We start from the raw sequence: 22,932 nt of genomic DNA on the forward strand, positions 1-22,932 counted from the left end.
AGGGCGCAGGAGCTGTCATGAAAAAACTACGAACCATCTTCCAGGCCTTCCTGATGCTGCTCACGCTCGGGCTGGCCGCCGTTTCGACGAACCTGCGCGCGGAGGACATCGACATCTACGTCGACAACGCGGGCACGTCGGGCACGCCGAACGTGCTGTTCGTGATCGACAACAGCTCGAACATCGCCTCCACCTGGGGCGGCGGCGGCTGCAGCGGCTACCAGGGCACGAACGAGGCACCCTCCCTCGGCAGCGGCACGGCCGGCGGCGTGATCCAGTGCGCCCTGGTCGACGCGATCAACTCGCTGCCCAACGGCGCGCTGAACATCGGCATCATGGTCGGCAACGCCAACAACTTCGCCACCGAGTCGCGGCCCACCACCAACCTGGGCTGGCACGAGGTCTGCCAGGGCGGCACCGGCGGCTGCCTGCTGCGCAAGCTCGCGCTGATGGACACCAACAACAAGGCGAGCCTCACGAACTTCGTCAAGCAGTGGCAGAAGGACAACAGCGGCGGCAGCAACGCCTTCAACGTGACCGTCAACAGCGCCGCCTCCGGCGCGATGATGCAGGAGGCCTGGGCCTACTACAACGGCCGCACCGGCCTCTCGGGCAAGTCCTATTCGCCCTCGCTGCTGCAGGACTGCCAGAAGAACTTCATCATCTACATCGGCAATACGGACAAGACGCCGGCCAACGAGAACGACTCCGGCACGGGCGCGCTGGCGGCCGCCGGCGCGAGCACCGCCCTGCAGGCCAAGATCAAGGAGACGGTGACCTTCAACCCGGCGATCTGCGGTTCCAAGAACATCACCTCGAAGCCCGCCGCCAACAACAGCAACGACTGGTCCGAGAACTGGGCGGACGAGTGGGCCCGCCTGATGTTCTCCCAGGACGCGGGCACCAGCACGCAGGAGGGGATGCAGAACATCACCACCTACTCCATCGGCATCATCGACAACAACAGCAACCAGTGCACGGCGGACTACCCGGCGCTGCTGTCGAAGATGGCGGAGAAGGGCGGCGGCAAGAACTTCCGCGTCGGCAACGCGTCCGAGATGGCGGCCGCGCTGGCGTCGGCGCTGAACGAGGTGCAGGCGGTCAACAGCGTGTTCTCGTCCGCCTCGCTGCCGGTGTCGGTGAACGCCGAGGGCAGCTACCTGAACCAGATCTTCCTGGGCATGTTCCGCCCCGACTCCTCCGGCGCGCCGCGCTGGCTGGGCAACCTGAAGCAGTACCAGCTGATCCGCAACAGCTCCGGCAACCTGGTGATGGGCGACGCCTGCACCGGCACCGGCTGCCCGAAGCCCGCCATCACCTCCGGCGGCACGGGCTTCCTGGCGCCGGACGCGATCAGCTTCTGGACCTACAAGGACACGGCCACCCTGCCGGACAGCAAGGGCGGCTTCTTCGTCAACGACCCCAAGGGCACGCCGCCGCACGGCTACGACATGGCCGACGGCGAGGTGGTGGAAAAGGGCGGCGTCGCCCAGCAGCTGCGCAAGCAGAACCTCACGGCGACCTTCGCGGGCGCCAGCGGCACCAGCGTCAACCCGCGGCGGGTGTACACCTACTGCCCGCAGGGCGACGGCGACATCACGAACCCGTGCGAGAAGGACCTGGCGCACCCGGACAACGACTTCTCGACGACCAACACGAACATCGCCGCCGCCTCCTTCGGCTCGGCGCTGACGGTCCCTGTGTCGTCCATCGTGCGCAACGGAACGACCGCCACCATCACCACCGTGGGTAACCACGGCTTCCGCACCGGCTCGATCGTCACGATCCGCAACGCGGGGCAGCCGGAATACAACCGCACGCAGACGGTAACGGTGCTGAACGGAACCCAGTTCACCATGGACGGCCTGCCGGACTACCCGAACCCGGTGTCGACCATCCCGTACACGGTCAGCGTGCCGGGCTCGGGGGGCACCTACACGATCACCGACCTGAAGCGCACGACCAGCACCACCACCGGCTCCAACAGCGAGACGGTCACGGTGACGACCTCCGTCGACACCCCGTACACGGCGGGACAGACCATCCGCATCTCGGGCGTGACCCCGGCGGATTTCAACGGCACCTGGGTGATCGCCACCAAGCCGGCGGCGAACAAGTTCACCTTCTCGATCCCCGTCTACCCGGTCAGCCCGGCGCTGAACAGCTACACGGCCGTGCATTCGCCCCGGTCGGTGGCGATCAACTCGATCGACCTTTCCGGCGGGACGTACACCGTCCAGACGGCGCAGGACCATGGCTTCCACGTGGGCCAGACGGTGACGATCTCCGGGTCCAACTACAAGGGCAACACCGGCGGCTACGTCGGCGCCCAGGTCATCACCTCGGTGACCGGCCTGCGGAGCTTCACCATCGCCACGCCCTCGGGCAACGCTTCCAAGTCGGGCGGCGCCGGCAGCGTCGCGCCGTCGACCACGGGCAAGAGCATCTCGCTGAAGCGCGACGGCACGACGGCGGCCACCTCGGCGACCGCCACCGGCGCCCCGGACAAGTGGTTCGCCAACGGCGACAAGGTGGACATCACCAGCACCGGCAGCTTCCCGAACGAAGCGGGTTACCTGGTGAGCGGCGCGACCATCCGCTGCACCGGCACCTGCAACACGTTCCAGTTCGACATCACGGCGACGCCGCCCGAGGCCGCCACCGGCTTCGGCAGCGTGAGCGTCCCGGGCGCCGGCGCGACGGGCACGATCGCCACGGGCAACCTCAAGCGCACGGGCAACCTGGCGTCGGTGACGGGCATGGTCACGGTCGGCGGCTCCTTCGTGAACGGCGCCACGGTGGACATCAGCGCCGCGTCGGGCGCCGCCCCGGCCAGCGAGGCCGGCTACGTCGGCACCTTCCAGATCAACTGCGGCGCCGACACGAGCTGCAGCAGCTTCACCTACGGCCCGATCCCGCTGACCCCCGCCTCGCCGGCGACGGGCAACAACATCCAGGCCTATAGCGGCAACACGTCCCCCGACAAGGACGTGATGATCCGGTGGCTGCGCGGCCAGGACAACCAGGGCGAGGAGAAGGGCCCGGGCAACGGCGTGACGGTCCGCCCGTCCGTCCACGGCGACGTGCTGCACTCGCGGCCGCTGGTGATCAACTACGGCGACTCGCGCGGCATCGTGGTGTTCTACGGCTCCAACGACGGTGTCTACCGCGCCGTCAACGGCAACCAGGAAAACGCGATCACCGGCACCGTCACCTCCGGCACGGTCACCAGCGACGTCACCGTGCCCGCGGGCGGCGAGCTGTGGGGCCTGATCCTGCCGGAGCACTTCCAGCTGATCAACCGCTACCGCGCCAACGCGCCGGAGCTGAAGTTCCCCGGCTCCTTCCTGTCCACGGCCCAGCCCAAGGACTACTTCGTGGACGGGCCGACCGGCGTGTACCAGAAGCTGAAGCCGGACAACAGCATCGAGCAGGCGATCATCTACCTGACGATGCGCCGCGGCGGCCGCCTGATGTACGCGATCGACGTCACGCAGCCGCTGCAGCCCAAGGTGCTGTGGTCGATCAGCCAGCAGACCACCGGCTTCGAGGAACTGGGCCAGACCTGGTCGCGCCCGCGCCTGACGCTGCTGCAGAACTACGGCACCATGGTGGCCGGCAAGCTCGTGCGCACCCCGGTGCTGGTCTTCGGCGCCGGCTACGACCCGGCGCAGGACGCCGAGCCGCCGAGCGGGGACACCATGGGCCGCGGCATCTTCGTGATCGACGCGCTCACCGGCGCCAAGGTGTTCAGCGCCAGCGTCTCCTGCCCCGCCAGCACGGCCAACTGCCGGCAGGTGAGCGGCATGAAGTACGCGACGCCGGCGGACATCGCCTTCGTCGACCGCGACCTCGACGGCTTCACCGACAAGTTCTACTGGGGCGACCTGGGCGGGAACCTGTGGCGCGCCGACGTGAGCATGGGCACCGTCGGCGACTGGAAGGTCACGCGCATCGCCCAGCTGGGGTGCAACACCGGCGAGTGCGCGGCCGGCGCGACGCCGCGGAAGTTCTTCTTCCCGCCGGCGGTGCTGAGCGTGCGGGCCGCGGGCGCGCCCCAGTCATACGACGCGCTGTCCATCGTGTCCGGCGACCGCGAGCACCCGCTGCGCGACGAGGCGAACACCTTCTCGGCGTACCACGTCCAGGACCGGTTCTTCATGGTCAAGGACGTGAACACCAGCGTGATGACGTCGACGTCGGGCACGGGGACGGTCACCGAGAACGTCACGGCCAGCGACACCGACCTGTTCAACGCCACGTACCTCACCTACGACGGGACGAAGAACGGCTTCTACATCAACTTCGTCGGCGCCGGCTGGAACGACGCGACCAACAAGCCCGACGCGAGCAAGACGGCCACGCTGGGCGAGAAGGGCGTGAACGCGCCGGTGGCGGTGAACGGGCAGATCTTCTTCTCGACCAACCAGCCGAAGGACAAGACCAACACCTGCGTGGCCAACCTCGGCGCCGCCCGGGCGTACGCGATCAGCCCCTTCACCGGCAGCATCACGCGCAACGAGCTGTCCGGCGGCGGCCTGCCGCCCAGCGCGGTGACGGGCCTGATCACGATCACGGAGACGGACGCCAACGGCAACAAGACCGAGACGCAGGAGAAGTTCTGCATCGGCTGCGGCATGTCGGGCACCCAGGCGGGCGGCACCAACACCGCGCCCTGCACCTCCGCCCTGGAGAACTGCAACATCGGCACCGTGATCCCGAAGAACCTCAAGCGCACCTACTGGTACCGCAAGTAGCGCTCCGCGCCGGGGCCGCAGCGGTTTAGTGCGGTCTTCGGCATCCTCGCCGCGCAATCAGGCCGCCCACCGGGCGGCCTGATTTGCTTCCGGCCGCCGGCGCGCCTGCCTAGATTGGCGGCCATGGACCGGGCCCGCGGCTTCACCCTCGTCGAATGCGTCATCGTGCTGGCGGTGGCGGCCCTGCTGGCTTCGGCGGCCGTGCCCTCGTTCGGCTTCCTGGTGCGCCGCATGCAGCTGTCCACGGCCGGCAGCGACCTGCTGGGGGGCCTGCTGCTCACGCGCAGCGAGGCGATCAAGCGCCGCGTGCGCGTCGTGATGTGCAAGTCCGCCGACGGGCAGTCGTGCGCGGCCGCCGGCGGCTGGCAGCAGGGCTGGATCGTCTTCGCGGACGCCAACGGCAACGGCCAGCGGTCCGCTGCCGAGCCCCTGCTGCACGTGCAGCCGGCGCTCGCCGGCTCGCTGAGGTTGACGGGCACCTCCAGCGTCGCGAAGTACGTGAGCTATGCGCCCAGCGGCGCGACCAAGCTGGCGGGCGGCGGCTTCCAGGCGGGCACGCTGACCCTGTGCAGCGCTTCGCCCGAGCCCGGAACGGGCCGGCAGGTGGTGATCAACGCGACCGGGCGGCCGCGGACGCAGCAGGTGAAATTGAAATCGTGCGGCTAGCGCCGGATCTCGTCGACGACCAGCTTGAAGTCGTCGAGGTCCTCGAAGCTGCGGTAGACGCTGGCGAAGCGCACGTAGGCCACCTTGTCCAGCTTCTTGAGCTCGCGCATCACGAGCTCGCCGATGCGCGAGCTGGGGATCTCGCGCACGCCCAGGTTGAGCAGCTTTTCCTCGATGCGCTCGACGGCGTTGTCGATCTGCTCGGTGCTGACCGGCCGCTTGCGCAGCGCCAGCTTCATCGAGCCGAGCAGCTTGGTGCGGTCGTACTCGATGCGGCGGCCGTCCTTCTTCACCACCGCCGGGAAGGCCACGTCGGGCCGCTCGTAGGTGGTGAAGCGCTTCTCGCAGTGCGCGCACTGGCGGCGCCGGCGGATGAAGCCGCCGTCCTCGGCCATGCGCGTCTCCACCACCTGGGTGTCGGCGTGGCCGCAGAACGGGCACCTCATGGCAGGCCTATTTGTAGACCGGGAAGCGGCGGGTCAGGGCGCTGACCTGCTCGCGCACCCGGGCGATGTTGGCGGCGTCGCGCGGCTTGTCCAGCACGTCGGCCACCAGGTTGGCGGTCAGGCGCGCTTCCTCTTCCTTGAAGCCGCGGGTCGTCATGGCGGGCGTGCCGACGCGCACGCCGCTGGTGACCATCGGCTTTTCCGGGTCGTTCGGGATCGCGTTCTTGTTGATGGTCATGTGGGCCTGGCCCAGCACGGCCTCGGCTTCCTTGCCGGTGATGCCCTTGGAGCGCAGGTCCACCAGCATCACGTGGCTCTCGGTGCGGCCGCTCACGATGCGCAGGCCGCGCTCGACCAGGGTCTCGGCGACGACCTGGGCGTTGCGCGCCACCTGCTGCTGGTAGGCGCGGAACTCGGGCTGCAGCGCCTCCTGGAAGGCCACCGCCTTGGCGGCGATGACGTGCATCAGCGGGCCGCCCTGCAGGCCGGGGAAGATGGCGCTGTTGATCGCCTTCTCGTGCTCGGGCTTCATCAGGATGAAGCCGCCGCGCGGGCCGCGCAGGCTCTTGTGGGTGGTGGAGGTGACCACGTCCGCGTGCGGGACGGGGTTGGGGTAGACGCCCGCGGCGATCAGGCCGGCGTAGTGGGCCATGTCCACCATGAAGAGCGCGCCGACATCCTTCGCCACCTTGGCGAAGCGCTCGAAGTCGATGCGCAGGGAATAGGCGGAGGCGCCGGCGATGATCAGCTTGGGCTTGTGCTCGTGGGCCTTGCGCTCCATCGCGTCGTAGTCGATGGCTTCGTCCTTGTCCAGGCCGTAGCTCACCACGTTGAACCACTTGCCGCTCATGTTGAGCGCCATGCCGTGGGTCAGGTGGCCGCCCTCGGCCAGGCTCATGCCCATGATGGTGTCGCCCGGCTTCAGGAAGGCCAGGAACACGGCCTCGTTGGCCTGGGCGCCGGAGTGCGCCTGCACGTTGGCCGCCTGGGCGCCGAACAGCTTCTTCACGCGGTCCAGCGCCAGCTGCTCGGCGACGTCGACGTACTCGCAGCCGCCGTAGTAGCGCTTGCCGGGGTAGCCCTCGGCGTACTTGTTGGTGAGCTGGGTGCCCTGCGCGGCCATGACGGCGGGCGAGGCGTAGTTCTCGCTGGCGATCAGCTCGATGTGCTCTTCCTGGCGGCGGTTCTCGGCCTGGATGGCGGCCCAGAGTTCGGGGTCGGTCTGTTCGATGAGGATGCGGCGGTCGTACATGTGGCAGTCCTGAAGATGTCCCTGTGCAATGACAAGGGCTGCCCAGGCGAACGGCGGAACACGAGGCACGCTCCCCCGTGGTTTGGCGGGGCGCGATGCCCCGGGGAATCCACGTCAGCGCGCCGGCCTTGCGGCGGCGCGCCTATCGCCAGTCGCGTACGTGGATAGTTTACCCGTTCAGACGGCGGGGGCCGCGGCGTCGGCGTGCTTGGCCGGCGGCGTCTCGACCGGCGCCACGGTGCGCAGCGGCTGGGGCGCCGGCAGCGGGATGGGGCGGAGGCCGGCCACGGCCTGCAGGCGGGCGTGCTCGGCCAGCACCTTCTCGGCGTAGCCGCCGTCCTCGGGCAGCAGCGCCGCGCCCACGTAGAACTTCAGGCCGGCCTGCACCGAGCCGGCGCGCTGGATGCACTCCTGCAGCACCTTGGCGCCGACGCGCAGGTTGGTCACCGGGTCGAAGGCGGCCAGCTTGCCGCCGAAGCTCTCGTACTTGTCGCTGTGGATGCCGGTCATGACCTGCATCAGGCCCTGGGCGCCCACCGGGCTCTGGGCGAAGGGGTTGAAGCTGGATTCCACGGCCATCACGGCGAGCAGCAGCAGCGGGTCGATGCGGGTGCGGCCGCCGATCTCGTAGGCCTCGGCCACCAGGGCGCTCAGGGGCTCGGGCGCGACGCGGTACTTCTTGCTGAGCCAGTAGGCGACGGCGGCCTGCTGCTTGGGCAGGTCCTTGGGGTTGAGGGCCGTGGCGCGGTCGATGGCATCGAGCTCGGGCACGAGGCCGAGCGCCTGCGCCTGGCGCGCATGCAGCCAGGTCATGAGGTGCGATTCGCTGGCCTGGCGCAGGTCGGGCCGGGCGAGGAGGGTGAGCGCGGAGAACACCACCGCCAGCCCCACCACCGCGAAGCCGTTGTGCGTGATCTCGAAAAAGCCCTGGGCGACGTCGCTGACGAAGGTCTGCACGCCCCGGCCCAGTTTTCCTAGCGCTGTCATAGCACTTCCTTTCTACGCGTGGATCCGGGTGGGGTGCCGCGCTGGGGCGGCAGGTCACCTCGGCTCCCCGTTTGGATTGGTACGCCGTCGGACCGGAGGGCCTCGTTCGCGAGGGGTCCTGTCACGGCCCGGCTCGCCGGGTTCGGCAGCGGGTTCTGGTCTGGCCCGGGCGGCGGCCCGGGAACGGGGCGGATTCTAGGCAGGCGCTAAATGCCGGGTCAAGGATGTTTGCATGGTTTCTTATTCGTCGTGGTTCTGTTGAATGGGGAAAATTTAAGGCTGAGCCATCGCGCCCTGGCGTCGGAGGAGGCCGCCGTCCCGTGTCAGGCGGGGGCTGACAGCGGTCCGTCGCTAGCAAATCGGTAGCGCCCCGCCGTTGGTGGCGTGCTCGGCGGCCGCTCGTCGGCCGGCGGGCGGCGGGCCGCCGCCTGTCCGGAATGGCGGGGACCGCCGCCCGGCGCCCAATCATGGCGCCCCGCGCGATTGAAAACGCGCATTTGAAAAGCGGGGGACCCTGACCTAACTTGTCTGCACCCGAGTGATCGGGTGTCAGCCGGTAGGGCCACATCCCGTGGCAGCCCCGGCCCCTCTTGGAAGCAATCTTTGCTTCCGGCGCAATGCGGACACCCGGTCCGTGTTGCGAACCCAGACGGCAGCGACATCGGGTCGGACCGTCCAGCCCGGCAGGCAGCTTCAGGCTCCTGGCCGGGCTTTCCATTTGGGGCGGCGCACGCCGCGCCGCGAATCGCGGTGAGAATAGGGTCTTCGCCCCCCTTCCGGGGGCTTTCCATTCCGACGACGATTCCTGCAGTGAGCACCTTGAAGACCCACGACACCCAGGCGCTGGACGCGCTGACCGGGGGTGCCTTTTCCGCGCCGACCTCCGGCGAACGCGCCGCCCGCGTGCGCGAATGGCTGGCCGCCGAACCCAGCGCCGACCAGATGCAGGAGGTGTTCCGCGAACTGAGCGCGCGCGACAAGGGGGCGGCCCGCCCGCTGCGGGAGAAGCTCGACGAGATCAAGCGCGCGCGCGGCCAGGAGGCGATCGCCGCCGAATGGGCCGAGAAGGCCCGCCACCTGCTCGCCCAGCCGCGCCTGAACATTGCCGACGCGATGGCCTGGCAGCGCGACGCCGCCAAGGCGGGCGCGCCCCTCAGCCGCGAGCCGCTGGCCACCGTCAAGACGCAGCTGGCCGAACGCATCCGCGGCATCGAGGACCTGCAGAACCGGGTGCAGGTCCAGCGCGAGGCCGCCGTCCTGCTGGCGCAGCGCATCGAGGTGCTGTCCACCAAGTCCTGGAAGGACGCGGAAGCCGCCGCCGAAGCGCTGCGCGCCGACGTGCCGCAGTGGCAGGCGCAGGCCGCCGCCCTGCTGGAAGACCCGAACTGGAGCAGCGTGGACCCGCGCTTCCCGCCGCTGCTGGAAGCCTCGCGCGGGCAGCTCCAGGTGGTGTGGGACGCCTTCCAGAGCGCCGTGGCGCAGGCCAGCGCCGCCGCGACGGACGCGAACGCGCCGCTGCCGCCGGTGCCCGTGTGGGCCGACGAACTGCGCCAGGCCCGCGGCCTGCCGGCCGAGAACGTGCCGGCCAAGCCGGCCAGGCCCAAGGTCGATCCCGAGCAGCGCGCGCGCGCCAACCAGGTGGTCGGCGAGGCGCTGGCGAAGCTGGAACAGGAAGTGGGGCAGGGCCACGGCAAGGCGAGCGCCGGCGCCGCGAACGCGCTGCGCAACGCGCTGAAGGAACACGGCCGGCTGGTGGACGACAAGCTGGAAGCGCAGGCGCACGCCGCGCTCGGCGCCGCCACCGAGCTGGAGGGCTGGCAGCGCTGGCGCGCCGACCAGCTGCGGCAGGAGCTCGTCGCCAAGGCCGAGGCCTTGTTCGAGCCGCTGCCGCCGGCGACGGCGCCCGCGGCCGCGACGGCCGGCACCGAGGCTGCGGCCGAAGCCGAAGCGCAGGCGGTGTCGCCCGCCGCCGCGCCGGCCACGCCGCCTGCCCGCAAGCCGCGCTACGGCGGCCGCAAGATGCAGGAGACGCTGCGCAGCCTGCGCGAGCAGTGGAAGCAGGTCGACCAGGGCGGCCCGCCCAACCACGCCCTGTGGAAGCGCTTCGACGAGGCCTGCAACGAAGCCTACAAGGTGGTGCAGGAGTGGCTGGACAAGGTCAAGAGCGAGGCGGCGGAGCACCGCGCCGCGCGCCTGGCGCTGATCGAGGAAGTGAAGGCCTGGGCGGCCGCGAACCCGCAGCCGGCGCTGGGCGACTGGAAGGCCTTCAACCGCGCGCTGCACCAGTTCTCCGACCGCTGGCGCGAGGCGGGGCACCTGAGCGAGAAGGCCTTCGCCGAACTGCAGCCGCAGTGGAAGGAAGCGATGGCGCTCGCGGGCGCGCCGCTGGAGGCGGCGCAGAAGCAGAGCGTCGAGCGGCGCAACGCGATGATCGAGGAAGCGCGCCAGCTGGGCGAGGCGCCGGTGCTGCGCATCGACGCCGTCAAGTCGCTGCAGCAGCGCTGGCAGGCCGAGGCGCAGTCCGTGCCGCTGGACCGCAAGCAGGAACAGAAGCTGTGGGACACGTTCCGCAAGCCGATCGACGACGCCTTCAACCGCAAGACGGCCGAGCGCGAGAAGGCCGCCGCCTCGATGAGCGCGCGCGACCGCGCGGTGCTGGATGCCTCGCGCGCCGTGGAGGACGCCACGCGCAGCGGCGACGCGCAGAAGATCCGCGCGGCGATGGCGGCGCTGGAACAGGCGCTGCGCGCCCGCGACGATGCGGCGGCTGCCGCGCCGGCGAACGCGCCCGCTCCCGCCGCTGCGGCGGACGGCGCTTCGGCCGAAGCGGCAGGCGCACCGGCCGAAGCCGCGGCGCCGGGCGAAGGCGAAACGGCCGCGGCCGAGGGCGAAGCCGCCCCGGCGCCGGCCGCCGCGCCCAAGGCGCCGCCCAAGCCCGTCGTGGCCATGCGCGGCGACGACCGGCCGGGCGCGCGCCGGCCCGAGGTGGCCGCGCCCGCGCGCGGCGGCCGCTTCGACGCGCGCCGTCCCGGACCGGGCGGCCGCGATGCGCGCGACGACCGCCGCGGCGGCGGCTTCCGCGGCGACCGCGACGACCGTCGTGAAGACCGGGGCCCGCGCCTGGGCGACGCCGCCTTCCGCGCGCAGCGCGAGGCGCTGGAGCACGCGCAGGCCGCGCTGCGCAAGCTCGCCGTGCAGGCGCACGGCGAGGCGATCACGCAGCTCATGACGGCCTGGGAGCAGCGCTCCGCGGAGCAGGTGCCCAGCCACCAGGAGCTGGGCAAGGTGGTGAGCCCGCAGGTGCGGCAGGGGTGGACGCAGGCGCTGGGCCAGCCGGGCGCCGGCGACGCCTCGGAAGCGCTGCTGCGCCTGGAGATCGCCGCGGACGTGCCGACGCCGGCGGAGCAGATCGCGGCGCGGCGGCAGATGCAGTTGCAGCTGCTCACGCGCCGGCACGAGCCGTCGCCGCAGGAGACCTGGGGCGCGGACGTCGCCAAGGTGCTCGCGACGGCGCACGAGGCCGGGGCGGCGCGGCGGTTGCAGAATGCGTTGAAGGCGCTGTTGCGGCGGTGAGGGGGCGGCGCTGGGGTTCGCCTGTCGGCTCACCGCCAGCCTACGAAGCCCCGCCGCCCCTCGGGTAGGCTGGCGGTGAGCCGAAGGCGAACCCCAGCATCACACCGACGGCAGATAGAACCCGTCGAACAACGCCGTCAGCTCCGCAAACTCCTGCATGAACCGCCCGCGGTTCACGAAATACGCTTCGCACGCCACGGCGAAGAACTCGTCGATCGCCGTCGCGCCGTAAGGGTCGAGCCAGGTCGGCTCGCCGCCGAAGCGTTCGGCGATCGTCACCTGCTCGCGGAAGCGCTCGTACGCCGGTTGCATCACCCCCAACCACCGCTCCCGCGCCGCGCGCGAGCGCAGCGGCGGGCAGCCGTCCGGCGCGCCGTCGCGCAGGTCGATCTTGTGGACGAACTCGTGGATCACCACGTTGAAGCCGCTTTCCGCCGTCGTCCCCGCCTGCGCGACGTCGCGCCAGTTCAGCATGATGGGGCCGCCCTCCATGGCCTCGCCGGCCAGCACCTCGTCCCAGTCGTGGACCACTCCCGCTTCGTCCATCGCGGTGCGCCGGGCCACCACCTCGTCGGGGTGCACGACCACGGTCACGAAGTCGTCGTACCAGGCGAGCCCCAGGTGCAGCACCGGCAGCACCGCCTGCGCGGCGATCGCCAGCGCGATTTCATCCGTGATCGCCAGTCCGCCGGCGCCATGGAATTCCTTGCGCGCGAGGAACTCCGCGGCGAGCGCGCGCAGCCGGTCGACATGCGCCCCGGCGCGTTCGGCGAGGAAGGGATAGCGCGCGAGCGTCGCGCGCCACAGCGCGTCGGGCAGTTCCGGCGCGCGGCGGCGCCGGCGCAGCCAGGCCCACATCAGGCCAGGGCGACGCGCTCGCTGCGGCCGTCGGCGTGCAGGCGCAGCGCCTGCAGCCGTGGCGGCGCCGCGGCCGCATCCCAGTCGCTCAGCACGATGCGCCGGTGCGTGGCGTCCATCGCATGGTCGCCCGGCTTGTGCGTGTGGCCGTGCACCAGCACCTCGGCGTTGGCCGCGCGCAGCCAGTCCAGCGCCGTGGCCGTGTCCACGTCGGGATAGTCGCGGCCGCTGCGCTTCAGCTCCTCGCTCTCGGCCCGCATGCCGCGCGCGAGTTCCTGCCGGCGCGCGAGCGGCTGCGCCAGGAAGGCCTGCTGCCAGGCGGGGTCGCGCACCTGCGCGCGGAAGGCGAGGTAGTCGGTGTCGGCGATGCACAGAGCGTCGCCGTGCGACAGCAACCAGCGCCGCGCGCCGAAGCTGAACACCGTGGGATCTTCCAGCAGCGTGATGCCCGTCTGCCGCGCGAGCCCGGTTCCGACCAGGAAGTCGCGGTTGCCCGCGAGGAAGAACACCGGCAGCCGCTGCGCCGTCGCGCGCAGCACCTCGGCGCATTCGCGCTCGAAGCCTTCGGCCTGCGCGGCGTCGTCGCCGACCCAGGCCTCGAACAGGTCACCGAGGATGAAGAGCGCGTCGGCGCCGGTGCCGCCCATGTAGCGCCGCCAGACCTCGAAAGTGGAGGGCTCCGCCGCCTGCAGGTGCAGGTCGGAGATGCATTCGACGCTGCGCCAGCCGGGGGCGGCGCGCAGTTCCTGCGCTGCCGGCACGGCGGCCGCGCTCAGGCGACGACCGCCTTCTCGATCACGACGTCCTGCTTGGGGACGTCGCCGTGGCCGCCGCGGTTGCCCGTCGCCACGCCCTTGATGCGGTCCACCACGTCCTGCCCGCCCACGACCTTGCCGAACACCGCGTAGCCCCAGCCCTGCGGCGTGGGCGACTTGTGGTCCAGGAAGTCGTTGTCGGCGACGTTGATGAAGAACTGCGCCGACGCCGAGTGCGGGTCGGAGGTGCGCGCCATGGCGACGCTGTACTTCTGGTTCTTCAGGCCGTTGTTCGCCTCGTTCTCGATCGGCGCGTCGGTGCGCTTCTGCGTCATGCCGGGGGCGAAACCGCCGCCCTGGATCATGAAGCCGTCGATCACGCGGTGGAAGACGGTGCCGTCGTAGTGGCCCTTCTTCACGTAGTTCAGGAAGTTGGCGACGGTCTTGGGCGCCTTCTGCTCGTCCAGTTCCAGCGTGATCACGCCGCCGCCGGCGATGTGCAGTTCGACCTTGGGGTTCATGGGAAAGCCTCTCTTACTTGACGATGGTCGCCGAGTTGATCACCACCGGCGCCAGCGGGACGTCGCTGTGCATGCCGGCATTGCCGGTCTGCACGCCCTTGATCCGGTTGACCACGTCCATGCCGCTGACGACGCGGCCGAAGACGGTATAGCCCGGATTGTCGGCCTTCGGGTCCAGGAAGGCGTTGTTCGCGACGTTGATGAAGAACTGCGAGGTGGCGGAGTCGGGATCGTTCGTGCGCGCCATGGCCACGGTGCCGATCTCGTTCTTCAGCCCCTTGGCGAAGGCCGCGCGGCCTTCGTGCGGCACGGGCGCGCGGGTCTTCTTCTCGACCATGTTGCGGTCGAACCCGCCGCCCTGGATCATGAAGCGGTCGATCACGCGGTGGAAGATCGTGCCGTCGTAGTGCTTGTCGCGCACGTACTGCAGGAAGTTCGCGGCGGTCTTGGGCGCCTTGTCCGGGTAGACCTCGATCACGATGTCCCCGGCGGTGGTGTCCAGCTTGACGCGGGGTGCGTCGGCGGCCCAGGCGCCGCCGGCGAGGCAGCCGAGCAGCAGGGTCGCGGCGGCCAGGCGGCGCGTGAGGGCAGGCATCAACCGATCACTCCTTCGAAAAAGATCTTCCATTGCGGGCCTTGCCGCACCCAGTACTGCCGCTTCACCGGCCCGCCCCGGGCGCCCTCGGCCACCTCGCCGAAGGTTACCACCATGGTGTCGGCGCTGTCGGTCCAGCGCAGGAAGGAGAGGTCCTTCAGCTCGATGGCGCGGCCGCGCATCTTGCCGAGCTCCACCTTGATGAGCGGGGCGGCGTCGGCCAGCGCCTTGCCGTCGACGCTGAAGTCGGGCGTGTAGAACGAGAGCAGGCGGTTCAAGTCGCCGCTGGCCTTGGCCTGGCGCCACGCCTGCAGCACGTCGTGGAAGTGGCGGTTCTCGGCCTGCACGCTGGCCGGCGGCACCCAGCGCAGCGAGGGCGCGATCACCACGGGCGTGGTGCGGATCTCGACGGTGCGGATGATGCGCTCGAGGTCCGGGTTGGCCAGCACCACGCAGCCGTCGGTGGCCTTGGGCGCGCGCGAGAACTGGTCGGGCGGCGTGCCGTGCAGCCAGATCCCCCGGCCGGTCTTGCCGCGGCGCGCGTCGTACGGGTTGGGGTAGTTGATCGGCAGCGCGCCGACGCCGTAGAAGTCCTTCAGCGACTTCGGGTCCAGGTTGCTGGTGATGTAGTAGACGCCCACCGGCGTGCGCAGGTCGCCCTCGGCCACCTTCTCCCAGCCCGACTTGCCCACCGAGATGTAGTAGTCGGCGATCAGCTTGAGGCCTTCGGGGCCGTTCTGGAACAGGTACAGGCGGGCGCGCGAGGTGTCGATGGCGATCGCGTGCTTGTTCCTGGGCGACAGCTGCAGGAACTGGGCCGGCACCGCCCCGGCCGGGGGGCGCTCGCGCAGCGCGCGCATGCGCAGCTGCGATTCCTCGCGCAGTTCGGCGAGCACCTGGCCGGCGTCACGCGCGGCGCTCTCCGGCACGTCGCCGAAGGCGCGCACCGGGCCCTGCTGCGCCATGAGCAGGTCGCCGTACACGAGCTGCGCCAGCGCGAAGTTGGGATGGTCGCGCACCAGCGCCTCGGCGCGCGCGAGCGCGGTGCGCGTCTGCGCCTGGCCGATCAGCTTGTAGATCGCGATCAGGCGGGCCTCGGCCTCGCCGTCGCGCGGCGCCTGCGCCTTCTGCGTCGCGGTGTGGCGGGACTTCGAGCGGGGGCCGGCGTCGGCGGCGCCCGCGCACGCGGCCGCGCAGCACAGCGCCAGCAGGGCCTTCGTCAGGAGGGAGGAGCCAGGAGTGAGGTTCAACTGCAAGACCTTCGACCTGTGCGGCGCCGTCAGGCGCCGGTGCTCTCCCGCACGATCGCCCAGCGGTCGCCGGCCTTCACCAGTTCGAGCGTCTTGCGGCTGTTCACGTGCAGCGTGTCGGCGTCGTAGTCCTGGCGGAAACGGGCGGTGGCCTTGTTGCCGTCCACGGTGATCTTCAGGTCGGTGATCTTCACGGAGATCTTCGACTTGTTGACGATGCGGGCGCGGCGCTCCTCTTCCCAGGCCTTGCGCGACTGGCGGCCGGGCGGGTCGAAGTCCTTGCCGTACGCGGCCAGGTAGGCGGCCATGTCCTTGGCGGACCAGGCGGCGGCCCAGGCGCGCACGGCCTGCTCGACGTCCTTGCTGGCGTCGGCCGAAGCGGATGCGGCGGGCGCGGCCGCGGGCGCCGGGGCGGGAGCGGCGGCCACGGCGGGCGCCGGTGCCGGAGCAGGGCGCGCCGCAGGAGCGGGAGCGGCGGCCGGAGCGGGCGCAGGCGCGGGACGGGCGGCCGCCGCCGGCGCGGCGGCGACGGCCACGCTGCTGCCCGGGCGCGGCGCCGCGGCGGCGCGGGTGCCGGTGGAGAACAGCTCGCGGATCAGGGCGAGCTTGGGCTGCACGGCGGTGTTGCCGGCATCGAGCTGCAGCGCCCGGCTGTACGCCTGGCTCGCGAGCTTCGCGTAGACGTCGCCCAGGTTCTCGTGCGCCGTGGCGTAGCTGGGGTTGGTGCGGATCGCCATCTCCAGCGCGGCGCGCGCCTTGTCGAACTGCGCCTGCCCGGCATAGAGCACCGCCAGGTTGTTGTAGGGTTCCGGCAGCTCGGGGTAGTCCTCGGTGAGCTTCTGGAAGGTGGCGATCGCCTCGTTGGTGCGGCCCGCCTCGGTGAGCACGACGCCCTTGAGGAAGCGCATCTGCGGATCCTTGGGCTTGGCGGCCAGGTACTGGTCGGCCTTGTTCAGGGCGTCGGTGAGCTTGCCCGTGCGCAGCAACTGGTTCACGTCCCCGTACTCATCGGCCCGCGCCGTGCCCGACGCCGCGAGGGCGACGGCGAGGACCGCGAGGGCCAAGGTCTTGTGGATGTTCGGGCGCGCGAGCTTCATGAGGCCTCTTGTTCCAACGCTTGCCGCCAATGCGGCAAAGGGGGGCGATATACTGCGTGCCGATTGTAGCCGTGGGGCCGCGCCGCGGCTCAAGCGATCTCCCCAGAACAACACCTGCACGCGGCTGGCGGCGCCGACGGCGCACCGAGAATTTCAATGAGCCTGCGCATCTACAACACGCTCACGCGTGCTCTGGAGGACTTTTCCCCGCTCGAGCCGGGGCACGTCCGGATGTACGTGTGCGGCATCACCGTGTACGACCTGTGCCACGTGGGCCACGCCCGCGCCAACGTGGCCTTCGACGTCGTGCAGCGCTGGCTGAAGGCGCGCGGCTACCGCGTCACGTTCGTGCGAAACATCACGGACATCGACGACAAGATCATCCGCCGCTCGCTGGAAAACGGCGAGACTGTGCGCTCGCTGACCGACCGCATGATCGCCGAGATGTACCGCGACTTCGACGCGCTGGCGATCGAGCGTCCGACCCACGACCCCCGCGCCACCGACTACGTCCCGCAGATGCTTTCCATCGTCCGCCAGCTGGAGGGAAAGGGCCTCGCCTACCGCGCCGGCGGCGACGTGAACTACGCGGTGCGGCGCTTCCCCGGCTACGGCAAGCTCTCGGGCAAGTCGCTCGACGAACTGCATGCGGGCGAGCGCGTGGCGGTGCTGGAAGGCAAGGAGGACCCGCTGGACTTCGCGCTGTGGAAGGCCGCCAAGCCCGGCGAGCCCGCGGACGCGCAGTGGGACAGCGACTACGGCCGCGGCCGTCCGGGCTGGCACATCGAGTGCAGCGCGATGGCGTGCGCGCTCCTGGGCAACACCTTCGACATCCACGGCGGCGGCGCCGACCTGCAGTTCCCGCACCACGAGAACGAGATCGCGCAGAGCGAGGGCGCCAACGGCGTTCCCCTGGCGAAGGTCTGGATGCACAACGGCTTCGTCAACATCGACAACGAGAAGATGTCGAAGTCGCTGGGCAACTTCTTCACCATCCGCGAGGTGCTGGAGAAGTTCGACGCCGAGACGCTGCGCTTCTTCATCGTGCGCACGCACTACCGCAGCCCGCTGAACTACAGCGACGTGCACTTGGAAGACGCGCGCGGCGCGCTGAAGCGCCTGTACACCGCGCTCGACGCCGTCGCGCCCGCGCAGGTGGCGATCGACTGGGCCGACCCGTACGCGGCGCGCTTCGCGGCGGCGATGGACAACGACTTCGGCACGCCCGAGGCGGTCGCCGTGCTGTTCGACCTGGCCGCGGAAGTGAACCGCACGAAGTCCGCCGACCGCGCGGGCCTGCTGAAGGCCCTGGGCGGCACGCTGGGCATCCTGCAGGGCGACCCGCGGGCCTTCCTGCAGGCGGGCGCCGGGCTGGACGCTGCGTCGATCGAGCAGAGGATCGCCGAGCGCGCCGCCGCCAAGGCGGCGAAGGATTTCGCCGCCGCCGACCGCATCCGCAAGGAACTGCTGGAGCAGGGCATCGTGCTGAAGGATTCGCCCACCGGCACGACCTGGGAGGCGAAGCAGTGAGCGACGAGATCGAGCTCGTTACGCCCGAGTACTGGGAGGAGGCGCGCAAGCACCTCACCCGGCGCGACCGCGTGATGAAGCGCCTGATCCCGCAGTTCGGCAGCGCCTGCCTGCAGTCGCGCGGCGACGCGTTCACCACGCTCGCTCGCAGCATCGTCGGCCAGCAGATCTCGGTGAAGGCGGCGCAGAGCGTGTGGGACCGCTTCTCCGCACTGCCGCGCCGCATGACGCCGGCCAGCGTGCTGAAGCTCAAGGTCGACGACATGCGCGCGGCGGGCCTGTCGGCGCGCAAGATCGAATACCTGGTGGACCTGGCGCTGCACTTCGACTCCGGCGCGATCCACGTCGACGCCTGGCGCGACATGCCGGACGAGGAGATCATCGCCGAGCTCGTGGGCATCCGGGGCATCGGCCGCTGGACCGCCGAGATGTTCCTGATCTTCCACCTGATGCGGCCCAATGTGTTGCCCCTGGACGACGTCGGGCTCATCACGGGCATCAGCAAGAATTATTTCTCGGGCGACCCCGTGTCCCGCAGCGACGCCCGGGAGGTCGCGGCCGCCTGGAATCCCTTCTGCTCGGTGGCGACTTGGTATATTTGGAGATCGCTGGACCCGCTGCCCGTGGCCTATTGAGCACGGCGCGGCAGGCGGCAAACCGAGGAGAAAGCGCTTGGCGAAACGGACCTTCCTGGACTTCGAGCAACCCATCGCGGAGCTCGAGACCAAGATCGAGGAGCTGCGCTACGTGCAGACCGAATCCGCGGTGGACATCTCCGAGGAGATCGAGCAGCTGGGCAAGAAGAGCCAGCAGCTCACCAAGGACATCTACAGCCAGCTGTCGCCATGGCAGATCACCAAGATCGCGCGCCACCCCGAGCGGCCGTACACGCTGGACTACGTCAACGAGATCTTCACCGACTTCGTCGAGATGCACGGCGACCGCCACTTCGCCGACGACCAGTCGATCGTCGGCGGCCTGGCCCGCTTCAACGGCAACGCCTGCATGGTGATCGGCCACCAGAAGGGCCGCGACACCAAGGAGCGCGCGCTGCGCAACTTCGGCATGAGCCGGCCCGAGGGCTACCGCAAGGCGCTGCGCCTGATGAAGACGGCCGAGAAGTTCAAGCTGCCGGTGTTCACCTTCGTCGACACGCCCGGCGCCTATCCCGGCATCGACGCCGAGGAGCGCGGCCAGTCCGAGGCCATCGGCCGCAACATCTACGAGATGGCGCAGCTGGAAGTGCCGATCATCACCACCATCATCGGCGAGGGCGGCTCCGGCGGCGCCCTGGCGATCTCGGTGGCCGACCAGGTGCTGATGCTGCAGTACTCGATCTATTCGGTGATCAGCCCCGAGGGCTGCGCCTCCATCCTCTGGAAGACCTCCGACAAGGCGCAGGACGCCGCGGACGCGATGGGCATCACGGCCCACCGGCTGAAGGCGCTGGGCCTGGTCGACAAGATCGTGACCGAGCCGGTCGGCGGCGCCCACCGCGACCACAAGCAGATGGCCGCGTTCCTCAAGCGCGCGCTCAACGACGCGTGGCGCCAGGTCGGCGACCTGAAGGTGCGCGAACTGCTGGAGAGGCGCTACGAGCGGCTGCAAAGCTATGGCCGCTTCAGCGACACCAAGGCCGACGCCAGCTGACCCGCCGGGCAATCCGGCCGCCGCCGCGCTCGCGGGGCTGGAGCTGCCGCTGCCCCTGGCCGTCGCCTACAGCGGCGGCGCCGATTCCACCGTGCTCCTGCTCGCCGCGGCCCGCCGCTGGCCCGGGCAGGTGCAGGCCATCCACGTGCACCACGGGCTGCAGGACGCGGCCGATGCCTTCGAGGCGCACTGCCGCGCGACCTGCGACGCGCTCGGCATTCCCTTGCAGGTGCGCCGCGTGCACGCGCGCAACGCGCTCGGCGAAAGCCCCGAGGACGCCGCGCGCCAGGCGCGCTACCAGGCGCTCGCCCGCGCCGCGCGCGACGCCGGCCTGAAGGCCGTACTGCTGGGACAGCACGCCGACGACCAGGTCGAGACCCTGCTGCTGGCCCTGAGCCGCGGCGCCGGCCTGCCGGGGCTCGCGGGCATGGCGCCGGTGTTCCAGCGCGAAGGCATGGTCTTCGTGCGGCCGCTGCTGGCGCTGCCGGCCGAGGCGATCCGCGAGTGGGTGGCGGAGCAGGGCGTAGCCGTCGTCGAGGACCCGAGCAACGCCGACGTCGCCTTCACCCGCAACCGCATCCGGCACCTGCTGCTGCCGGCGCTGCAGGAGTGCTTCCCGCAGTACCGCGAGACCTTCGCGCGCTCGGCGCGCCATGCGGCGCAGGCGCAGCAGCTGCTGGAGACGGTGGCGCAGGAGGACCTTGTGCGCATGGGCGGCACGCCGGCGCTCACGGCGCTGCAGATGCTGCCGCGCGCCCGCCAGGCCAACGTGCTGCGCCACTGGCTGCGCACGGCCCACGCGGCGAGCGCAAGTGCCGCGCAGCTGGAGGAATTGCTGGACCAGGTCGCCGACTGCACGACGCGCGGGCACCGCATCCGCATCAAGGTGGGCGAGGGCTTCGTGGAGCGGCGGGGGGAGCGCCTGCACTACGAGGCGGCCTGAACCCCGGCCGGTATAATCCGGCCTTTCCGCGCGCCCCGGCCCGCCACGGGCCACCCTTCCGAGGGCCGCGACTTTTCCCCATTCCGATGGCATTGATCGTTCACAAATACGGCGGCACGTCGATGGGCTCGACCGAGCGCATCCGCAACGTCGCCAAGCGCGTCGCCAAGTGGGCCCGCGCCGGCCACCAGATGGTGGTGGTGCCCAGCGCCATGAGCGGCGAGACGAACCGCCTGCTGGGCCTGGCCAAGGAGCTGCAGCCGGCGCGCGCCGACGCGGCCGCGCAGCGCGAGCTGGACATGCTGGCGTCCACCGGCGAGCAGGTCTCCGTGGGCCTGCTGGCGCTGGCGCTGCAGGCCGAGGGCGTCCCGGCCATCAGCTATGCCGGCTGGCAGGTGCCCGTGCGCACCAACAGCGCCTACACGAAGGCGCGCATCGAGTCGATCGAGGACGCGCGCGTGCGCAAGGACCTCGAGGCCGGCCGCGTGGTGATCATCACCGGCTTCCAGGGCATCGACGACCACGGCCACGTCACGACGCTGGGCCGCGGCGGCAGCGACACCTCGGCGGTGGCCATCGCGGCGGCGCTGAAGGCCGACGAGTGCCTGATCTACACGGACGTGGACGGCGTCTACACGACCGACCCGCGCGTCGTGCCGCAGGCGCGGCGCCTGGCCACGGTGAGCTTCGAGGAAATGCTGGAGATGGCCTCGATGGGGTCCAAGGTCCTGCAGATCCGTTCGGTCGAATTCGCGGGCAAGTACAAGGTCCCGCTGCGCGTGCTGTCGAGCTTCACGCCCTGGGACATCCCCCTGGAGGAAGAAGAGGCCTCGGGCACGCTGATCACTTTTGAGGAAGACGAGAAAATGGAGCAAGCCATCGTGTCCGGCATCGCGTTCAGCCGCGACGAAGCCAAGGTTTCGATCCTGGGCGTGCCCGACCGCCCCGGCATCGCCTACCAGATCCTCGGCGCCGTGGCCGACGCCAACATCGAGGTCGACGTGATCATCCAGAACGTCAGCCACGACGGCAAGACCGACTTCAGCTTCACCGTGCACCGCAACGACTACGCGCGCACGGTGGACGTGCTCAAGACGAAGGTGCTGCCCTCGCTGGGCACCGAACGCGTCGAGGGCGACACGCACATCTGCAAGGTGTCGATCGTCGGCATCGGCATGCGCAGCCACGTGGGCATCGCCTCCAAGATGTTCCGCGCGCTGTCGGAAGAGGGCATCAACATCCAGATGATCTCCACCAGCGAGATCAAGACCTCGGTGGTGATCGACGAGAAGTACATGGAGCTCGCGGTGCGGGCGCTGCACAAGGCGTTCGACCTCGACCAGCCGGCCGAGTAAAGCGCCTGCGGCGCGTACTCGGCCGTCCCGGCGCAGGCCGGGACCTCGATGCGAACTCGTCTTCAGGCATAATCCCACCTACTTCGGAGCGATGACCGAGAGGCCGAAGGTGCTCCCCTGCTAAGGGAGTATGCGGGCCAAAACCTGCATCGAGGGTTCGAATCCCTCTCGCTCCGCCAGGATCCCCGGGCCGCTCGCGCAGCGGCCCTTTTTCTTCCGTGAGGCGCCCATGCCCACCGACTTCGCCAGCCTGCTCCTGCTGGTCGGCACTTCCGCCGTCACCTTCACCGTCGCGCGCATGCTCTCGCGCAAGTGGCGCGAGAAGCGCCGCCAGCGCGACGAGGCGCAGCGCCGCGCCGGCGAGAGCCGTCAGGTGCGCCGCGCGCGCGAACGCCGCGCAGCCGGCAAGTAGCGGCCAAAAAAGAAAGGCCGCCTCGCGGCGGCCTTTCGCTCCCTGGACATCCTTCCCTGTCTATTTCTGCGCGGCGGGCTTGCTGCCCTGCTCGCGTGCGTGCTGGCGCCGCTCCCCTGCCACTCCCGGCCTGCGCGTCCCGGCGGCCTGCGGATTCAGGCCGTAGGAGGACGCGGTGACCGCCAGGATGCGCGGCAGGCGCTCCAGCATCTCCGTCGTCTTCGTTTCGCTCATTGTTCGTATCCCTGTACTGCTTGCTGTGTGACGCAACACAGGGAGTATGGG

19 protein-coding genes, 1 tRNA gene and 1 riboswitch are annotated in these 22,932 nt (G+C 70.3%); of the genes, 10 read left to right on the plus strand and 10 right to left on the minus strand.

Features of this window, described 5'->3' with window-relative positions; translation table 11 throughout:
- Nucleotides 1-17: 17 nt before the first annotated feature.
- Complete coding sequence (locus ACY0MJ_RS07135) at nucleotides 18-4,757, plus strand: PilC/PilY family type IV pilus protein (RefSeq protein WP_462637655.1); 4,740 nt, start codon at nucleotides 18-20, stop codon at nucleotides 4,755-4,757.
- A gap of 123 nt (nucleotides 4,758-4,880) precedes the next feature.
- Complete coding sequence (locus ACY0MJ_RS07140) at nucleotides 4,881-5,423, plus strand: GspH/FimT family pseudopilin (RefSeq protein WP_462637656.1); 543 nt, start codon at nucleotides 4,881-4,883, stop codon at nucleotides 5,421-5,423.
- On the opposite strand, the gene nrdR is transcribed toward ACY0MJ_RS07140, so the two are convergent.
- From nrdR to ACY0MJ_RS07155, 3 genes are all read right to left on the minus strand, one after another.
- Nucleotides 5,420-5,869: a transcriptional regulator NrdR gene (gene nrdR / locus ACY0MJ_RS07145; RefSeq protein ID WP_462637657.1), complete on the minus strand. Its 450-nt coding sequence runs from the start codon at nucleotides 5,867-5,869 to the stop codon at nucleotides 5,420-5,422. The genes ACY0MJ_RS07140 and nrdR overlap by 4 nt on opposite strands.
- A 7-nt stretch (nucleotides 5,870-5,876) precedes the next feature.
- The gene (glyA, locus tag ACY0MJ_RS07150; RefSeq protein ID WP_462637658.1) at nucleotides 5,877-7,121 is read right to left on the minus strand and encodes a serine hydroxymethyltransferase; all 1,245 of its coding nucleotides are present in this window, start codon (nucleotides 7,119-7,121) and stop codon (nucleotides 5,877-5,879) included.
- Between the two features lie 33 nt (nucleotides 7,122-7,154).
- Nucleotides 7,155-7,287, minus strand: a riboswitch (ZMP/ZTP riboswitch).
- Nucleotides 7,288-7,298: 11 nt separating this feature from the next.
- Nucleotides 7,299-8,108, minus strand: coding sequence for a lytic transglycosylase domain-containing protein (locus tag ACY0MJ_RS07155; RefSeq protein ID WP_462637659.1), 810 nt, complete (start codon nucleotides 8,106-8,108; stop codon nucleotides 7,299-7,301).
- 810 nt (nucleotides 8,109-8,918) lie between these two features.
- On the opposite strand from ACY0MJ_RS07155, the gene ACY0MJ_RS07160 reads away from it, so the two are divergent.
- The gene (locus ACY0MJ_RS07160) at nucleotides 8,919-11,681 is read left to right on the plus strand and encodes a DUF349 domain-containing protein (RefSeq protein WP_462637660.1); all 2,763 of its coding nucleotides are present in this window, start codon (nucleotides 8,919-8,921) and stop codon (nucleotides 11,679-11,681) included.
- A 99-nt stretch (nucleotides 11,682-11,780) separates the two neighbouring features.
- Here ACY0MJ_RS07160 and ACY0MJ_RS07165 read toward each other — a convergent pair whose 3' ends face one another.
- From ACY0MJ_RS07165 to ACY0MJ_RS07190, 6 genes are read right to left on the minus strand one after another with little or no spacing between them, the layout of a single operon-like run.
- Nucleotides 11,781-12,539, minus strand: a complete 759-nt coding sequence (locus tag ACY0MJ_RS07165) for a M90 family metallopeptidase (RefSeq protein WP_462637661.1) — start codon at nucleotides 12,537-12,539, stop codon at nucleotides 11,781-11,783.
- The gene (locus tag ACY0MJ_RS07170; RefSeq protein WP_462637662.1) at nucleotides 12,539-13,300 is read right to left on the minus strand and encodes a UDP-2,3-diacylglucosamine diphosphatase; all 762 of its coding nucleotides are present in this window, start codon (nucleotides 13,298-13,300) and stop codon (nucleotides 12,539-12,541) included. Before ACY0MJ_RS07170 ends, ACY0MJ_RS07165 begins: the two co-directional genes overlap by 1 nt.
- 11 nt (nucleotides 13,301-13,311) lie before the next feature.
- The gene (locus ACY0MJ_RS07175; protein WP_462637663.1) at nucleotides 13,312-13,815 is read right to left on the minus strand and encodes a peptidylprolyl isomerase; all 504 of its coding nucleotides are present in this window, start codon (nucleotides 13,813-13,815) and stop codon (nucleotides 13,312-13,314) included.
- Between the two features lie 13 nt (nucleotides 13,816-13,828).
- Nucleotides 13,829-14,410: a peptidylprolyl isomerase gene (locus ACY0MJ_RS07180; RefSeq protein ID WP_462637664.1), complete on the minus strand. Its 582-nt coding sequence runs from the start codon at nucleotides 14,408-14,410 to the stop codon at nucleotides 13,829-13,831.
- Complete coding sequence (locus ACY0MJ_RS07185; protein WP_462637666.1) at nucleotides 14,410-15,660, minus strand: L,D-transpeptidase family protein; 1,251 nt, start codon at nucleotides 15,658-15,660, stop codon at nucleotides 14,410-14,412. Before ACY0MJ_RS07185 ends, ACY0MJ_RS07180 begins: the two co-directional genes overlap by 1 nt.
- Before the next feature lie 29 nt (nucleotides 15,661-15,689).
- The gene (locus ACY0MJ_RS07190) at nucleotides 15,690-16,757 is read right to left on the minus strand and encodes a YybH family protein (protein ID WP_462637667.1); all 1,068 of its coding nucleotides are present in this window, start codon (nucleotides 16,755-16,757) and stop codon (nucleotides 15,690-15,692) included.
- Nucleotides 16,758-16,913: 156 nt separating this feature from the next.
- On the opposite strand from ACY0MJ_RS07190, the gene cysS reads away from it, so the two are divergent.
- The 7 genes from cysS to ACY0MJ_RS07225 all read left to right on the plus strand — a co-directional run bounded on the left by cysS (nucleotide 16,914) and on the right by ACY0MJ_RS07225 (nucleotide 22,647).
- Entirely contained in the window at nucleotides 16,914-18,287 is a 1,374-nt protein-coding gene (gene cysS, locus ACY0MJ_RS07195; protein ID WP_462637668.1) for a cysteine--tRNA ligase, read from the plus strand.
- Complete coding sequence (locus tag ACY0MJ_RS07200) at nucleotides 18,284-18,922, plus strand: DNA-3-methyladenine glycosylase family protein (protein WP_462637669.1); 639 nt, start codon at nucleotides 18,284-18,286, stop codon at nucleotides 18,920-18,922. The genes cysS and ACY0MJ_RS07200 overlap by 4 nt, the downstream gene beginning before the upstream one ends.
- 37 nt (nucleotides 18,923-18,959) lie before the next feature.
- Entirely contained in the window at nucleotides 18,960-19,937 is a 978-nt protein-coding gene (locus ACY0MJ_RS07205; protein ID WP_462637670.1) for an acetyl-CoA carboxylase carboxyltransferase subunit alpha, read from the plus strand.
- A complete protein-coding gene (gene tilS / locus ACY0MJ_RS07210; RefSeq protein WP_462637671.1) occupies nucleotides 19,900-20,880 on the plus strand; it encodes a tRNA lysidine(34) synthetase TilS in 981 nt (326 codons plus the stop codon). The genes ACY0MJ_RS07205 and tilS overlap by 38 nt, the downstream gene beginning before the upstream one ends.
- 86 nt (nucleotides 20,881-20,966) lie before the next feature.
- Complete coding sequence (locus ACY0MJ_RS07215; protein ID WP_462637672.1) at nucleotides 20,967-22,235, plus strand: aspartate kinase; 1,269 nt, start codon at nucleotides 20,967-20,969, stop codon at nucleotides 22,233-22,235.
- Nucleotides 22,236-22,320: 85 nt separating this feature from the next.
- A tRNA-Ser gene (locus tag ACY0MJ_RS07220) sits at nucleotides 22,321-22,414 on the plus strand.
- Between the two features lie 50 nt (nucleotides 22,415-22,464).
- Nucleotides 22,465-22,647, plus strand: a complete 183-nt coding sequence (locus ACY0MJ_RS07225; protein ID WP_462637673.1) for a hypothetical protein — start codon at nucleotides 22,465-22,467, stop codon at nucleotides 22,645-22,647.
- Between the two features lie 60 nt (nucleotides 22,648-22,707).
- Here ACY0MJ_RS07225 and ACY0MJ_RS07230 read toward each other — a convergent pair whose 3' ends face one another.
- Nucleotides 22,708-22,881: a hypothetical protein gene (locus ACY0MJ_RS07230; RefSeq protein WP_462637674.1), complete on the minus strand. Its 174-nt coding sequence runs from the start codon at nucleotides 22,879-22,881 to the stop codon at nucleotides 22,708-22,710.
- Nucleotides 22,882-22,932: the final 51 nt, after the last annotated feature.

This window comes from Ramlibacter sp. bp-362 (assembly GCF_054956735.1).

What these genes read in the sequence shown, in the direction of transcription:
- ACY0MJ_RS07135 (WP_462637655.1), top strand. Translation starts at nt 18, where the DNA reads ATGAAAAAACTACGAACCATCTTCCAGGCCTTCCTGATGCTGCTCACG.
- ACY0MJ_RS07140 (WP_462637656.1), top strand. Translation starts at nt 4,881, where the DNA reads ATGGACCGGGCCCGCGGCTTCACCCTCGTCGAATGCGTCATCGTGCTG.
- nrdR (WP_462637657.1), bottom strand. Translation starts at nt 5,869, where the DNA reads ATGAGGTGCCCGTTCTGCGGCCACGCCGACACCCAGGTGGTGGAGACG.
- glyA (WP_462637658.1), bottom strand. Translation starts at nt 7,121, where the DNA reads ATGTACGACCGCCGCATCCTCATCGAACAGACCGACCCCGAACTCTGG.
- ACY0MJ_RS07155 (WP_462637659.1), bottom strand. Translation starts at nt 8,108, where the DNA reads ATGACAGCGCTAGGAAAACTGGGCCGGGGCGTGCAGACCTTCGTCAGC.
- ACY0MJ_RS07165 (WP_462637661.1), bottom strand. Translation starts at nt 12,539, where the DNA reads ATGTGGGCCTGGCTGCGCCGGCGCCGCCGCGCGCCGGAACTGCCCGAC.
- ACY0MJ_RS07175 (WP_462637663.1), bottom strand. Translation starts at nt 13,815, where the DNA reads ATGAACCCCAAGGTCGAACTGCACATCGCCGGCGGCGGCGTGATCACG.
- ACY0MJ_RS07180 (WP_462637664.1), bottom strand. Translation starts at nt 14,410, where the DNA reads ATGCCTGCCCTCACGCGCCGCCTGGCCGCCGCGACCCTGCTGCTCGGC.
- ACY0MJ_RS07190 (WP_462637667.1), bottom strand. Translation starts at nt 16,757, where the DNA reads ATGAAGCTCGCGCGCCCGAACATCCACAAGACCTTGGCCCTCGCGGTC.
- cysS (WP_462637668.1), top strand. Translation starts at nt 16,914, where the DNA reads ATGAGCCTGCGCATCTACAACACGCTCACGCGTGCTCTGGAGGACTTT.
- tilS (WP_462637671.1), top strand. Translation starts at nt 19,900, where the DNA reads ATGGCCGCTTCAGCGACACCAAGGCCGACGCCAGCTGACCCGCCGGGC.
- ACY0MJ_RS07215 (WP_462637672.1), top strand. Translation starts at nt 20,967, where the DNA reads ATGGCATTGATCGTTCACAAATACGGCGGCACGTCGATGGGCTCGACC.
- ACY0MJ_RS07225 (WP_462637673.1), top strand. Translation starts at nt 22,465, where the DNA reads ATGCCCACCGACTTCGCCAGCCTGCTCCTGCTGGTCGGCACTTCCGCC.
- ACY0MJ_RS07230 (WP_462637674.1), bottom strand. Translation starts at nt 22,881, where the DNA reads ATGAGCGAAACGAAGACGACGGAGATGCTGGAGCGCCTGCCGCGCATC.